Annotated in this window: 14 protein-coding genes and 1 pseudogene; 11 read left to right on the forward strand and 4 right to left on the reverse strand. The window is 69.5% G+C overall.

Translation table 11 applies throughout. The annotated features are described in order from the left end of the window. Positions 1–30 precede the first annotated feature (30 nt). From QE449_RS13760 to QE449_RS13790, 7 genes and pseudogenes are all read left to right on the forward strand, one after another. Positions 31–288 carry an acyl-CoA carboxylase subunit epsilon gene (locus QE449_RS13760; protein WP_027506905.1) on the forward strand — a complete coding sequence of 86 codons (258 nt, stop codon included), beginning with the start codon at positions 31–33 and terminating at the stop codon, positions 286–288. Then, positions 285–967 (forward strand): annotated as a pseudogene (locus QE449_RS13765) (nucleoside triphosphate pyrophosphatase). The gene QE449_RS13760 and the pseudogene QE449_RS13765 overlap by 4 nt, the downstream one beginning before the upstream one ends. Positions 968–1,049: 82 nt before the next feature. Then, complete coding sequence (locus QE449_RS13770) at positions 1,050–1,937, forward strand: sulfurtransferase (protein WP_222627152.1); 888 nt, start codon at positions 1,050–1,052, stop codon at positions 1,935–1,937. Further along, complete coding sequence (locus tag QE449_RS13775; protein ID WP_037186768.1) at positions 1,934–2,353, forward strand: SufE family protein; 420 nt, start codon at positions 1,934–1,936, stop codon at positions 2,351–2,353. Before QE449_RS13770 ends, QE449_RS13775 begins: the two co-directional genes overlap by 4 nt. A gap of 102 nt (positions 2,354–2,455) precedes the next feature. Next, on the forward strand, positions 2,456–3,913 hold the full coding sequence (locus QE449_RS13780; protein ID WP_307108972.1) for a condensation domain-containing protein: 1,458 nt from the start codon (positions 2,456–2,458) through the stop codon (positions 3,911–3,913). Positions 3,914–4,002: 89 nt separating this feature from the next. Then, positions 4,003–5,796: an acetyl/propionyl/methylcrotonyl-CoA carboxylase subunit alpha gene (locus QE449_RS13785; RefSeq protein WP_307108973.1), complete on the forward strand. Its 1,794-nt coding sequence runs from the start codon at positions 4,003–4,005 to the stop codon at positions 5,794–5,796. A 115-nt stretch (positions 5,797–5,911) separates the two neighbouring features. Further along, positions 5,912–6,637, forward strand: a complete 726-nt coding sequence (locus tag QE449_RS13790; protein ID WP_307108974.1) for a haloacid dehalogenase type II — start codon at positions 5,912–5,914, stop codon at positions 6,635–6,637. Here QE449_RS13790 and QE449_RS13795 read toward each other — a convergent pair. The 3 genes from QE449_RS13795 to QE449_RS13805 form a co-directional block, all read right to left on the reverse strand. Then, positions 6,616–7,128 (reverse strand): bifunctional 2-polyprenyl-6-hydroxyphenol methylase/3-demethylubiquinol 3-O-methyltransferase UbiG, encoded by a 513-nt coding sequence (locus tag QE449_RS13795; RefSeq protein ID WP_307108975.1) that lies wholly within the window; start codon positions 7,126–7,128, stop codon positions 6,616–6,618. The two genes, QE449_RS13790 and QE449_RS13795, sit on opposite strands and share 22 nt — an antisense overlap. Before the next feature lie 42 nt (positions 7,129–7,170). Next, positions 7,171–7,710 (reverse strand): nucleotidyltransferase family protein, encoded by a 540-nt coding sequence (locus QE449_RS13800; RefSeq protein ID WP_307108976.1) that lies wholly within the window; start codon positions 7,708–7,710, stop codon positions 7,171–7,173. Between the two features lie 294 nt (positions 7,711–8,004). Beyond that, entirely contained in the window at positions 8,005–8,646 is a 642-nt protein-coding gene (locus tag QE449_RS13805) for a pyridoxamine 5'-phosphate oxidase family protein (RefSeq protein ID WP_056447722.1), read from the reverse strand. Between the two features lie 202 nt (positions 8,647–8,848). Here QE449_RS13805 and QE449_RS13810 point away from each other — a divergent pair, with 202 nt between their 5' ends. The 4 genes from QE449_RS13810 to pucL are packed head-to-tail and all read left to right on the forward strand — an operon-like array spanning position 8,849 to position 12,538. Continuing rightward, positions 8,849–10,753, forward strand: coding sequence for a solute carrier family 23 protein (locus tag QE449_RS13810; protein WP_307108977.1), 1,905 nt, complete (start codon positions 8,849–8,851; stop codon positions 10,751–10,753). A gap of 30 nt (positions 10,754–10,783) precedes the next feature. Further along, on the forward strand, positions 10,784–11,293 hold the full coding sequence (gene uraD / locus QE449_RS13815; RefSeq protein WP_027503684.1) for a 2-oxo-4-hydroxy-4-carboxy-5-ureidoimidazoline decarboxylase: 510 nt from the start codon (positions 10,784–10,786) through the stop codon (positions 11,291–11,293). Further along, positions 11,290–11,613, forward strand: coding sequence for a hydroxyisourate hydrolase (uraH, locus tag QE449_RS13820; RefSeq protein ID WP_307108978.1), 324 nt, complete (start codon positions 11,290–11,292; stop codon positions 11,611–11,613). Before uraD ends, uraH begins: the two co-directional genes overlap by 4 nt. Before the next feature lie 4 nt (positions 11,614–11,617). Continuing rightward, positions 11,618–12,538 (forward strand): factor-independent urate hydroxylase, encoded by a 921-nt coding sequence (gene pucL, locus QE449_RS13825; RefSeq protein ID WP_307108979.1) that lies wholly within the window; start codon positions 11,618–11,620, stop codon positions 12,536–12,538. Here the strand turns inward: pucL and QE449_RS13830 are convergent. Next, positions 12,520–14,073 carry a PucR family transcriptional regulator gene (locus QE449_RS13830; protein WP_307108980.1) on the reverse strand — a complete coding sequence of 518 codons (1,554 nt, stop codon included), beginning with the start codon at positions 14,071–14,073 and terminating at the stop codon, positions 12,520–12,522. The genes pucL and QE449_RS13830 overlap by 19 nt on opposite strands. Positions 14,074–14,160 lie beyond the last annotated feature (87 nt).

Below are 14,160 nucleotides of genomic sequence, written 5' to 3' on the forward strand. Positions count from 1 at the left end.
GGGAACACCTGCACCTGGAGGAGACGCTTCGTGACATCAGCCGACGACCGGACCGAGTCCGGTACGGACGAGACCGCTCCCTCGGCGCCCTTCCTGCGCGTCGAGTCGGGCAACCCGACCGACGAGGAGATCGCCGCCCTCGTGGCCGTCCTGTCCGCCGCCACGGCCGACGCCGGGCCGACCGAGATCCCCGTGCTCGATCACTGGGGTCGCCCGTCCACCATGCACCGCGCGGGCACGGCCTTCTCGCCCTACTCGTTCACCACCGGGGTCACCGGACCGCGGTGACGGTCCGGTTCGTACTCGCGTCGCGCTCGCCCGCCCGCCTGGCCGTGTTGCGGGCAGCCGGGGTGGATCCGATCGTCCGGGTCTCGGACGTCGACGAGGACGCGGTCGCCGCAGCACTGCCCTCCGACTCCCCGCACGAGGTGGTGGTCACCGAGCTGGCCGCGGCCAAGGCGGCCGTGATCGCAGAGGCTCTCGCCCACGATCCGGAGCTGTCGACCGGCACCGTCGTCGTCGTGGGCTGCGACTCCATGCTGTCGATCGGCGGCGACCTCGTGGGCAAACCACGAGACGTCGCCGTCGCTCTCGCGAACGCTGGGCGGCGATGGCCGGTGCGAGCGGTGACCTGCTCACCGGTCACTGCGTCCTACGGCTCGACGACGGCCGGGTGACCGCACGCGGCGCGGCCCACTGCGGGACCACGGTGCACTTCTCCTCGCCGACCGAGCGGGACCTCGAGGCCTACCTTCGCTCGGGCGAGCCACTCGCCGTCGCGGGCGCGTTCACCCTCGACGGTCTCGGTGGCTGGTTCGTCGACGGCATCGAGGGTGACCCGTCGTCCGTCATCGGTATCGGGCTGCCGCTGGTACGCCGGTTGCTCGCCGAGGTGGGTGTCGGCATCGCCGATCTGTGGGAGAGCGCCGCGGCGCATCGTGACGGGATCGACGACACCAGCGTCTGACGCCGTCCCGACGCGCGCCCTAGGATCGTGTGGTCACGCACAATCAGTTCGACCCCCCGTCTGACAACCTCAGGAGACGCACGTGTCCGTCGCGCCAGATCCCCACCCCGCCTTCGCGTCGTTCGCGCACCCCGAACGACTCGTCACGACGCAGTGGCTCTCCGCCAACATCGGCACACCCGGACTCAAGGTCGTCGAGTCCGACGAGGACGTGCTCCTCTACGACGTCGGCCACATCCCCGGCGCGGTCAAGATCGACTGGCATCTCGACCTGAACGACCCCGTCACGCGCGACTACGTCGACGGCGAGAAGTTCGCCGACCTGATGAACCGCAAGGGCATCTCGCGCGACGACACCGTCGTCATCTACGGCGACAAGAGCAACTGGTGGGCCGCCTACGCGCTGTGGGTCTTCACCCTGTTCGGCCACGAGGACGTGCGCCTGCTGGACGGTGGACGCGACGCCTGGCTCGCCGAGAACCGCGACACCACACTCGACGTCCCCGACATCTCCGGGGCGGACTACCCCGTCGTCGAGCGCGACGACGCCGCCATCCGTGCGTTCAAGGACGACGTCCTCGCACACCTCGGATCCGGCCCGCTGGTCGATGTGCGGTCCCCCGCCGAGTACACCGGCGAGCGCACCCACATGCCCGACTACCCCGACGAGGGCGCGCTGCGCGGTGGACACATCCCGACAGCGCTGAGCATCCCGTGGGCGAAGGCCGCGGCACCCGACGGCCGGTTCAAGTCCCGCACCGAGCTCGACGAGGTCTACGGGGACGTGTCCTCCGACGCCGACGTCATCGCGTACTGCCGCATCGGCGAGCGGTCGTCGCACACGTGGTTCGTGCTGACGCATCTGCTCGGCTACGAGAACGTCCGGAACTACGACGGTTCCTGGACCGAGTGGGGCAACGCCGTGCGCACACCGATCGCGCGCGGCGAGGAGCCCGGAGCCCTGCAGTGAGCGGAACACTGCCCGCGCCGCTGGCCGAGATCGTCGACGACTTCGCGGCCGTCGAGGGCCAGGACAAGATCACGATGCTGCTCGAGTTCAGCAAGGAGCTGCCGGCGTTGCCCGCAGGTCTCGAGCAGGCCGCGATGGAGCCCGTCCCGGAGTGCCAGTCACCGCTGTTCCTGTCGGTGGACTCGTCCGACCGGTCTGCGGTGCGCCTGTACTTCAGCGCCCCGCCGGAGGCACCGACCACGCGCGGCTTCGCGTCGATCCTGGCGCAGGGGCTCGACGGTCTTCCCGCCGACGACATCCTCGACGTCCCGGACGACTTCTACACCGAGCTGGGACTCGCGGCGGCCGTGAGTCCGCTACGGCTGCGCGGGATGTCGGCGATGCTCAGCCGCGTCAAACAGCACCTGCGGTCCTGACTCGCCGCTTTGTTCGGACAATGTCGCTCTCGGCGGTAGACTGAGGTACCGAGAGCGGCGTCCGGACGGGGCGCCGCGCCGGTCTGGAAGGACAGCCGAATCGTGGAGTTCACCGAACTGGTCGACTACCCGATTCCGGCAGGCACCCTCACCGAATGGATCCCGAGCGTCGGTCCGCACGCATCGACGCCGGAGGACGCGGGGTGGCTGCCCGACGATCGGCCCACCTCCTACGTGCACGAGGCGCACCTGCGTCGCACCCTGGCCCGGCCGTCCGCCGGTCGCGAGTCGTGGCTCGGCACCGCGTTCGACATCGCGGGCCCGCTCGACACCGCCGCGTTCCGGCGCGCGGTGCTGGCGTGGATCGACCGGCACGAGGGCATGCGGTCAAACGCCACCGTCGACCCCGACACGGGCCTGCTCTCGCGCGTGACGGCCCCGGTCGGTGCCACCGACATCTGGGTCATCCAGCAGGACGCGTGCACGCAGGCCGGCGAGGTGTACCAGCATCTTCAGCACCTGTTCGACGAGTACACGTCGCCGCTGGTGTGGCCGTCGTACGCGTTCGTCACTCTCGAACCCACCGGACACTCCGGCGGCGACGCGGCACCGGACCACTTCACCGTGTTCTTCGCCGCCGATCACTCGATCATCGACGGGCTGTCCATCGTGCTCATCGCGCACGAACTCACCCGCCTCTACGAGCAGGAGACCACCGGCGCCCCGGCAGGGCTCTTCCCCACCGGCAGTTACCTCGATTTCGGCGAACTCGAGCGCACCCTCTGCAGCGGGGTCGACCGGACGCACGACGCCGCCGTGGAGTGGGCGAACTTCCTCGCCGAGGACGGGGGACGATTCCCGTCCTTCCCGCTCGACATCGGACCCGTCCCGGAGGTGCCGATCCCGCAGGCCGGACTGTCCGCGTGGGTCCTCTCGCCCGAGGAGGCGGACGCGTTCACCGTGGCGTGCCGCCGCGCCGGTCCGGGCTTCTCCGCCGGCCTCATGGCCTCGATGGGCGCTGCGGCGGCTGCCGTGTCCGGTGCCGGGCGCTTCCGCACAGTCACCCCGATGCACACCCGTCACGACCCGTCGTGGGCCGCGTCCCTCGGCTGGTTCGTCGGCGTGGCTCCCCTCGCGTTCGACGTCGCGGACGGCGAGTCGTTCGGAGACGTCGTTGTGCGCGCCGGAGCCGAGATCGCACGCACTCGTCCGATCTCGCGCGTCCCCCTCGATCTCGTCGCCGAGGCGATCGACCTGCACGACACCCCGCGTTTCGTCGTCTCCTTCATGGACGTGCGCTTCGCACCCGACGCGCGGACGTGGCCCGACGTCAACGCGCGCGCACTGCGGAGCAGGAAGTACGACCACGACGTCTACCTGTGGGTGCATCGCACTCCGCAGGGCGTCAACATCTCGGCCCGGTTCCCCAGCAGCGAGGTCGCCACCGCTGCCGTCCACCGGTTCGTGGCAGAACTGCGGACCGTGCTCAGCGACGTCGTGACCACCGGGACACACCTCGTGCGGGCCCGGAGTGAGCTCACCCCTACACTCCGAAACTAGGATGACCAACCGATGGCGCGGGCGAAGGCCCGTGCTCGTCCGCCGGAGCGACACCACGCGACGGCCCACCCGACCTCACAGGAGGCTTCGTGCCCAGCCACGCCACTGCCCGCATCAGCAAGGTTCTCGTCGCGAACCGCGGTGAGATAGCGGTACGTGTGATCCGCGCAGCGGCCGACGCCGGCTACACCTCCGTCGCGGTCTACGCCGAACCCGACGCCGACGCGCCCTTCGTCCGCCTCGCCGACGAAGCCTTCGCCCTCGGCGGTCAGACCTCCGCCGAGTCCTACCTCGCGATCAACAAGATCATCGACGCCGCCGCCAAGTCCGGCGCCGACGCGATCCACCCCGGCTACGGCTTCCTCTCCGAGAACGCCGACTTCGCCCAGGCCGTCCTCGACGCCGGCCTGATCTGGATCGGACCGTCCCCGCAGTCCATCCGCGACCTCGGCGACAAGGTCACCGCCCGCCACATCGCCACCCGCGCGAAGGCCCCCTCCGTGCCCGGCACGTCCGAACCCGTCAAGGACGCCGACGAGATCCTCGCCTTCGCCGACGAGCACGGCCTCCCCATCGCCATCAAGGCCGCCTTCGGCGGCGGCGGACGCGGCATGAAGGTCGCCCGCACCCGCGAGGAGATCCCCGAGCTCTTCGACTCCGCCACCCGCGAAGCCGTGTCCGCCTTCGGCCGCGGCGAGTGCTTCGTCGAGCGCTACCTCGACAAGCCCCGCCACGTCGAAGCGCAGGTCATCGCCGACCAGCACGGCAACGTCGTCGTCGCCGGCACCCGCGACTGCTCCCTGCAGCGCCGCTTCCAGAAGCTCGTCGAGGAAGCCCCCGCACCGTTCCTCACCGACGACCAGCGCGCCGAGATCCACGCCTCCGCCAAGGCCATCTGCAAGGAAGCCGGCTACTACGGCGCCGGCACCGTCGAGTACCTCGTCGGCCAGGACGGACTCGTCTCCTTCCTCGAGGTCAACACCCGCCTGCAGGTCGAACACCCCGTCACCGAGGAGACCTCCGGCATCGACCTGGTGCTGCAGCAGTTCCGCATCGCCAACGGCGACGAACTCTCCATCACCGAGGACCCGGCACCGCGCGGACACTCCTTCGAGTTCCGCATCAACGGTGAGGACGCCGGCCGCGGCTTCCTTCCCGCCCCCGGACCGGTCACCACCTTCGTCGCCCCCGAGGGCCCCGGCGTGCGCGTCGACTCCGGTGTCGAGTCCGGCTCCGTCATCGGCGGCCAGTTCGACTCCATGCTCGCCAAGCTCATCGTCACCGGCGCCACCCGCGAGGAAGCCCTCGCCCGCTCCCGCCGCGCCCTCGCCGAGTTCCGCGTCGAGGGCCTCGCCACCGTCATCCCGTTCCACCGCGCCGTCGTCTCCGACCCCGCCTTCATCGGCGACGGTCAGTCCTTCGACGTTCACACCCGGTGGATCGAGACCGAGTGGGACAACACCGTCGAACCGTTCACCGCCGGCGCCCCCATCGAGGACGACGAGAACGGACCCCGACAGAACGTTGTCGTCGAGGTCGGTGGGCGCCGTGTCGAGGTGTCCCTGCCCGGCCAGTTCTCGCTCGGCGGCAACGCTGCTGCCGGTGGCAACGTCATTCGTCGCAAGCCCAAGGCGCGCACCCGCGGCGGCGCCGGCGGCGCAGCCGCGTCCGGTGACGCCGTCACCGCACCCATGCAGGGCACCGTCGTCAAGGTCGCCGTCACCGAGGGCCAGGAAGTCGTCGCCGGAGACCTCATCGCCGTCCTCGAGGCCATGAAGATGGAGAACCCCGTCACCGCCCACAAGGACGGCGTCGTCACCGGACTCGCCGTGGAGCCCGGCTCCGCCATCACCCAGGGAACTGTTCTCGCAGAACTGAAGTGAGCCGGCCGGACGCCCGCCCCCGTTACGCTCCTCTCATGGCCGACGACAGTCCGCACGTGAGAACCGATCGACGAGGGCGGGCGTTCCCGTCTCCCGGCTCGTACGGGCACGCGTCGTGACAGCGGTCCGGGCCGCTCTCTTCGACGTGTTCGGCACCGTCGTCGACTGGCGCGGGGGTATCGCCGAGGAGGTGCGGCGCTGGCTGGAGGAGTACGCCCCCGAACGCGACGACATCGATCCGGGCGACTTCGCGGACCGGTGGCGTGCGAGGTACCAGCCCTCGATGCAACCGATCCGGACCGGTGAGCGCCCCTTCACCAAGCTCGACGCGCTGCACCGCGAGAGTCTCGTGGAACTGCTGGCGGAGTACGTGCTCCCCACCGAGGCGGTCGACGATCTGACTCTGGCGTGGCACCGGTTGCCGCCGTGGCCGGACTCGGTCGCCGGTATCGCAGCCGTCCGCGAGTCCGTCATCGTGGCACCCCTGTCCAACGGCAACGTGTCGTTGCTCCTCGACATGGCCAAGCGTGCCGGCATCCCCTGGGACGCGGTGCTCGGCGCGGAGGTGGTGCAGGCCTACAAGCCGACTCCCGAGTCGTATCTGCGGACGGCGGAGTTGCTCGATCTCGCTCCCGGCCAGTGCCTGATGGTCGCGACACACAACGATGATCTCGCCGCCGCCCGTGGGTGCGGACTACAGACCGCCTTCGTGCGCCGCCCGCACGAGCACGGACCGCAGCAGACCGAGTCCGAACCCACCGACGACTGGGAGTTCGTCGTCGACGACCTCGAGGAACTGGGCAGGCTTCTCCGGTCCGGTCAGGCGAGCAGTCGTTCGTAGACGCCGACCTCGGACCCGAGTTCCCAGGCGCCGATGCCCTCGAAGGAGGACAGCACGCGCTCGTGATTCCAGTCCTCGTCGACGTGGATCTCGTGCGGATTGCCCTCGATCTCGTGCTGCGGGTAGTGGACGATCGGGATCGACAGGTACGCCGCCCGCGTCGCGGCCGCACAGCACTTGGCCCACAGCGCCATCGCGTCGGCCTCGGTCATGTGCTCCGCCACGTCGCCGATGATCACCACGTCCGCCGTCGGCAGATCCACCGTGCGCGCGTCACCGAGGATGATCTCGTCGTAGTACTCGTGGAGGCGGTAGGTCTCCACGTACGGCTCCCAGATCTCGACACCGGTGATGCGGGAGAGCTGCGGCCCTGCAAGCAGTTTCGCGTAGGTCCCCACCCCCGGTCCGATGTCGAGCACGGAGACGGGTCGCTCGGACCCCAGGGCGTGGACACGGTCGCGGGTCCAGGACTTACCTTCGGACGAACTCATCGGCATGACTGTCCTGTGCCCAGCCGGGCCTCGGCGTAATCGTCAGGGGCTCGGGCGGTCGTGATCGCGACCCGTCGCGAGGTCCCCGCACTCGACGGTGATCACGTCGGGGTTGCCGCGGAGGAAGGTGCGGGCGCCCTGATCCCCCGTCGCGGCCTCCGCGACCTCCGCCCACCACCGGCGCGCGAGCACCACGGGGTGACCGGGAGTGTCGTCGAAGGTGGCCCGCGCGATTCCAGTGCTCGCGGCGTGGTCGAGAACCCGCCCCACCACCTCGGCGCCGATGTCGGGGGTGTCCACCAGGTGCAGCACCGCGAGGTCGGCGTCGGTCGTCTCACATGTCTGCAGGCCCACCCGCACCGAGCTGCCCATGCCGGTGCGCCACTCGTCGTTCATCACGGCCTGCGCGCCGGGAGGCATCTCCGGCGCCGCGGCACCCACGACGACCAGGACCTCGTCGCACCCGCCATCGCGCAGCGCCCGCACCGCCAGGTCCAACCAGAGCCCGTCGTGCGCCAGGATCTTGGGGGCGCCGTACCGGGTGCCCGCACCCGCCGCGAGCACCACGCCGACCGTCGTCATGCGACCACCCTGCACGGGCTGCGTCCCCGGCGCCAGTGCGCGTCGAGCACCTCCCGGGCGCCACGACCCACTTTTCGCACCCACGCGCGGGAACCCGCGCCCAGCGCCCGCGAGTGGAACACCCCGCGCACCCCCCGCTCCGCTCGACGACGAATGGCGCGGGATCCCGCCCCGTCCGCCGCCGAGAGGACCAGAAACTCCACCTCCCGGGCGCCACGACCCACTTTTCGCACCCACGCGCGGGAACCCGCCCCCAGCGCCCGCGAGTGGAACACCCCGCGCACCCCCCGCCCCCTACTCCAGCCGCGCCTCGAGCTCGGCGATGCGGTCGAGCAGCACCTTCTCCCGCGCCGCGGCGTCGCGCTCGTACAGCGCACCCATCCGGCTCACGTAGTCCTGGTCGTAGCGCGGGATGATGCTGCGGGTGCAGTTCCAGTCGATCGCCTCGACGGAGATCACGACGCTGCGCTCGCACCGCGACTCGACGGTGCCGCCGGGCACCTGCCGAAGTCGCTCGAGCAACGCCGGGTCCGCACTTCCCTCGACCACCGTCGCGCGCCCGTAGATCTTCACGCGCTGGCGGCGCGGGTAGTCCACGACGATCAGCGCCACGCGGTCGTTCGCGTCGAGATTGCCGGCCGTCACGTACTGGTTGTTCCCGGCGAAGTCGGCGAACGCGAGTGTGTGGTCGTCGAGCACCTGCAGGAACCCGGCCGGCCCGCTGCGGTACTGGACGTAGGGCCATCCGGTCTCGGTGACTGTCGACAGGTAGAACTGGTCCGCGGCGCGGATGATCACCTTCTCGCGGCCGTCGAGTGCGTCGGGTCCGTCGTCGCCGCGTTCCGTCTGCGCACCGTAGGCCGTGTAGCTGCCCTTCGCGCGCTGCCGCGCCAGCGCCGAGGGTCCGAACACCAGGTGGTGATAGTGGTTGCTCATCGCCCCTCACTCTTCACCACCTGTTGGCGGATCACCCAACGACCAGCGCGGACCGGTGCCCCGACTTTGTGCGGTCTCGACTGGCGGGGTGGCCCCGCATGGCGGAGTCTGATCGCACCGCACTCCGGTCACTCGCCGCCCTGCACCGTCGCAGGGCACCGCCTCAGGCCTTTTCGGCCCTCGCCTGGAACCAGGTCCACTCATGACTGTTCGCTCCGCCGTCACGCGGCGTCACCCCGTCGATGAGGTTCTCCCCGCCCACAAGCTGGCGGCCTACGGGTTCCAACACGTCGTCGCGTTCTACGCGGGAGCTGTGCTGGTTCCGATCATCATCGGTGGGGCCATCGGCCTCACCAACGAGCAGTTGATCCACCTGATCAACGCCGACCTGTTCACGTGTGGCATCGCCTCGATCATCCAGGCGGTCGGCTTTCGAAAGATCGGTGTGAAGCTGCCGCTCCTGCAGGGCGTCACCTTCGCCGGTGTCAGCCCGGTCATCGCGATCGCGATGGCGAACGGCGGCGGAACCGAGGGGCTGCTGTACGTGTACGGCGCCGTCATCGTGGCGGGCCTGTTCACGTTTCTCATCGCCCCCTGGTTCAGCAGGCTGCTGAGGTTCTTCCCACCGGTGGTGACAGGGACGGTGATCGCCATCATCGGTATCGCCCTGCTGCCGGTGGCCGTCAACGACGCCGTCACGAATCCTGCGACCCACGAACAGGATCCGACGAACGGCCGCTGGATGGCCTACGCGATCGGCACGCTGGTGATCATCGTGCTGATCCAGCGATTTTTCCGCGGCTTCACCGCCACCATCGCCGTGCTGCTGGGACTCGTCATCGGCAGCGCCACCGCGTACGTGTTGGGCGACATGACGTTCGACGGTGTCTCCGAGGCGTCGTGGGTAGGGTTCACGCAGCCGTTCCTGTTCGGCGCGCCCAAGTTCAGTGTCATCGCCATCATCTCGATGATCGTGGTCCTGATGATCACGGCGGTCGAGTCGACGGGCAGCGTCTTCGCGACGGGTGAGATCGTCGGCAAGCGGATCACGAAGGACGACATCGCCGCCACCCTGCGTGCCGACGGCGTGGCCACGGTGATCGGCGGCTCCTTCAACTCGTTCCCGTACACGGCCTTTTCGGAGAACGTCGGCCTGGTGCGCCTGACGCGCGTGCGCAGCCGCTGGGTGGTCGCCGCCGCCGGTGCCATCATGATCGTCCTGGGCCTGCTGCCGAAGACGGCGGCGGTGGTCGCGTCCATTCCGTCACCCGTCCTGGGCGGCGCCGCGCTGGCGCTCTTCGCCACCGTGGCGGTCGTGGGCATCCAGACCCTGTCGAAGGTGGACTTCACTGACCACCGCAACCTCATCATCGTCGCGACGAGTCTCGGTCTGGCCCTGCTGGTCACGATCCAGCCGACCGTCTCGGAGGGTGTTCCGAGCTGGCTCGAGCTGCTGTTCTCGAGCGGCATCGTGCTGGGTGCGTTCACCGCGATCGCCCTCAACATCCTGTTCTTCCACGTGGGTGGCTCGCGCGGGGCGACGGTGGCGGGCTCCCCCGGCGACTCGATCACCCTCGACGCCGTCAACGAGATGAGCCTCGACGAGTTCTCGACGACGTTCGGCGACGTGGTGCAGGGGTCGGACTGGGTGGTGCGTCGCGCGTACGAGCAGCGGCCCTACGCGGATGCTCATGCACTGCGGGAGGCGTTCCAAGATTCCCTGCTCGCAGGCACCACGGAGGAGCAGGTCGAGCTGATCAGCGCCTTCCCCGATCTGGGCAGCGAGGACGACACCGGCACCGCGTTCGCCAAGGACCACGTCTCGCTCGCGCACCTCGGTGACGAGGAGCATCGCTCGGTTGTCGACCTCGCTACCGCCTACCGCGATCACTTCGGCTTCCCCCTCGTCATCTGCGCGGCCGAGACCGAGCACTACGACCGGGTGCTCGCCAACGGGTGGTCGCGGATGGAGAACTCACCGGGTGCGGAGCGGTCGTTCGCCATGATCGAGGTCGCGAAGATCGCGAACCACCGGTTCGACCACCTGGTCGCCGATGCGAATCCCATCGCCGCGGCGCGTTTCGGCAGACTGAACGACCTGTCCTGATCCCCACCACAGAAGGGAACGCTCGTGTTCCTGCACGAAGCACTCGGGCTCGACGGATTCAATCGGCTGTCCGATCGCGCCGCGATGCACGCCTTGTTCGAGTGCTGCTCGTCGTCCATCTGGGCGCGCCGGGTGGCCGTCGGTCGCCCCTTCGACAGCGCCGAGGCCCTCCTGGAACGCGCCGACAGCGAGTTGGCGGAACTGTCCGAGACGGAGATCGACCGCGCACTCGACGGTCATCCACGTATCGGTGCCTCGGTGACCGCCGGCTCGTCGTCGCAGCGCGAGCAAGCGGCCGTGAGCGAGGCGGACCAGGGCGTCAAGGACGCGCTCGCGGCGGGGAATCGGACCTACGAGGAGAAGTTCGGCCACGTCTACCTGGTGTGTGCGACGGGCCGCCCTGCGACGGAGCTTCTCGCTATCCTCACCGAGAGGCTCGACAACGATCCGGAGACGGAGAGGCGCGTGATGAGAACCGAACTGGCGAAGATCAATCGAATCAGGTTGACCCGCATGCTGACCGAGCGGACCGAACTGTGAGCGTCAGCACCCACGTCCTCGACGCGGTACACGGGACACCGGCGACGGGGGTGGGTCTCGCGGTGGTCGACGAGCACGGCGACGTGGTCACCACCGGCATCACCGACGAGGAGGGACGCGCCAAGGAACTGCTTCCGGACGACGCGGTGGCCGGTGTCTACACACTCGTGTTCGACACCGCCGCGTACTTCGAGCAGTCCGGGACGCAGACCTTCTACCCCGAGGTGTCCATCACCTTCATCGTCCTCGATGTCGATGCGCACCACCATGTTCCGCTGCTGCTGTCCCCGTTCGCGTACTCCACCTATCGAGGAAGCTGACCCCATGACCGATCTGACCGGGAACATCGTCCTGGGAGCCAACCAGTACGGCAAGGCCGAGAACCGAGTGGTGCGCATCTACCGCGACACCGCCCGCCACGAGATCCGGGACATCTCCGTGTCCTCGGCACTGCGGGGCGACTTCTCCGCCGCCCATCTCGTCGGTGACCAGGGCGCGGTCCTGCCGACGGACACCCAGAAGCAGACCGCGTACGCCTACGCGAAGGAGAAGGGCCTGCTGCATCTCGAGTCGTACGGCCTGGATCTGGCACGGCATTTCGTCGACGACGTCGAGCCGGTGACCGAGGCGCGGATCGAACTCGAGGAATACGCGTGGGAGCGTGTCACCGTGGACGGCCGCCCCCACGATCACACCTGGGTGCGCAAGGGCCAGGAGACGCGGGTCGCCTCGGTCACCGTGGGCGGCTCCGGAGCGGAGCAGAAGACCTGGGTCACCGCGGGTTTCAAGGATCTGATCATCCTGAAGTCGACGGGCTCCGAGTTCGCCGGCTTCCTCGAGGACTCCTACACCGTGCTCGCCCCGACTCATGACCGCGTCATGGCCACCTCGCTCGAGGCCCGGTGGCGCTACACCACCACCGACGTCGACTGGGACGAGGTGTACGCCGGCGTCAAGGCAGTGATGATCGAGCAGTTCGCCACACTCCAGTCGCTCGCGTTGCAACAGACACTCTTCGCGATGGGACGCGCTGCGCTGGAGGCATTCCCGTTCATCGCGGAGATCCGGATGAGCGCGCCGAACAAGCATCACTTCCTGTACGACCTCGACCGTTTCGGCGTCGAGAACAACGGCGAGGTCTTCCACGCCGACGACCGTCCCTACGGGGTCATCCAGGCGACCGTCGAACGCGAGGACGCCCCCGACGCGGGATCCGCCTGGCGGGGTTACAGCGTCGTCGGCTGAGGCCCGAGCACGGCCAACGCGACGAAGACGTCGGTGCGGTCCTCCGTCGTCCCCAGGTCTCGGTCCGTCAGCGCCTCCACCCGTCCGATGCGGTACCGCACCGTGTTGACGTGCACGTGGAGGGCGTCCGCCGTGCGGCTCCAGGAACCGTCGTGGTGCAGGTACGCCCGCAGCGTGTCCAGCAGTCCCGCGTCGGTGCGGCTGTCGTGGTCGAGTACCGCGCCGAGCACCCGCCGGGCATAGGCAGCGCGCAGTCCGTCCGGCACCACCGAGAGCAGGACGGCGGCCGACCCGGTGTCCGCGCTGGTCCGCACGGCGATCCGGTCGGCCGATGCCGCCGCCACCTCACGCGCATGCTGTGCCGACCGCACACATCCGACGAGGGCCGCGGCCTCTGTAGCCGTACCCACGCCCACGGCGATCCGTCCGGTCACGGTGTCCTCGAGTCGACGCAGCGCAAGGGCGAGATCGGCGGCCATGCGGGTGGACGTCCGACCGGAAGGTAGCCCGACGACGCCGATCACGAGGTCCCCGCCGGTGACTCCCACACTCACCGCACCGTCGACCGATTCCCGCACCGCGTCGGTGAGCACCGCGGCCAGGACCTCGACAGGCATATCCGCGGTGGCGGCCAGCGCGACGACGTCTCCTGTCACGTCGACGCCGATCTGTCGAATGCGTTCCAGCGCCTGCTCTCCGGATCCGTCGACGAGGAGTTCGGCCGCGCGGTCGGCCATGGTGCGCAGCACCCGCGCGCCGTCGTCCACGCGCACGCGATCGAGGGCCGCGATGCTCGCCAGCTGACCGAGCGCATCGAGAACCTGCCCGTCCAGGCACTCGTGGTCACCGTCCACGACGAGGTACCACGCAGTCGCACGGTGACCGAAACTCGATCCGACGGGCAGCACGGACCGCACCGTGTTCTCGGTGAGCACGCGGCACGGAAGACTCTGCGCCGCAGTGCGGACGAGAGCGTCCACCACCTCCGTGGCCAACGGCTCGGCGGACACCACGGGCCGGCCCACCGCGGTGATGATCCGGCAGGTCACGCCCGTGTCCCGCGCCGTCTCGTGCGTGAGGTCCGCGAGCGCGCGTCCGTCGGTGACCGCGGTGAGCAATCGGTGCTGGCGGGCCAGACTGGCGGAGAGCCGCGCCACCCGATCGCCGGTCACCCGGCTGGTGACGGCCGCGATGACGTCCGCGAACGCGACCGCCGAGGGCACCGCGAGCAGCGGTAGCGAGTACTTCTCGCACGCATTCACCACGTCGTCGGGGACGGAACCGAACACTTCGTCGCCCGCCGCGAGCGCCACAGCGCCCGCCGCGACGACCGACGCCACGAAGGCATCGCTGTCCTCCGGCGCGCGGCGCCACACCATGCCGGTGACGACCAGCTCGCCGCCCACGATGTAGCGCGACGGGTCCGGCAGATCGGTCGCGAAGGCCCACCGCACGGTCCGACCGAGTTGGTCGTCGGTGCCGACGAGGCGCCGCAGCGCGAGTTCCGGTACGTCGAGCACGTCCTGGATCAGCACACCCGTTCACCCGCCCGCATCGTCGTTGGAGGATCCGACAGTAGGCGGCGCTCGTTTCGGCCACGTTTCGTCGGCGCGCGCCCTGCG

The sequence above is a fragment of the Rhodococcus sp. SORGH_AS_0303 genome, assembly GCF_030819335.1.
GTDB lineage: Bacteria > Actinomycetota > Actinomycetes > Mycobacteriales > Mycobacteriaceae > Rhodococcoides.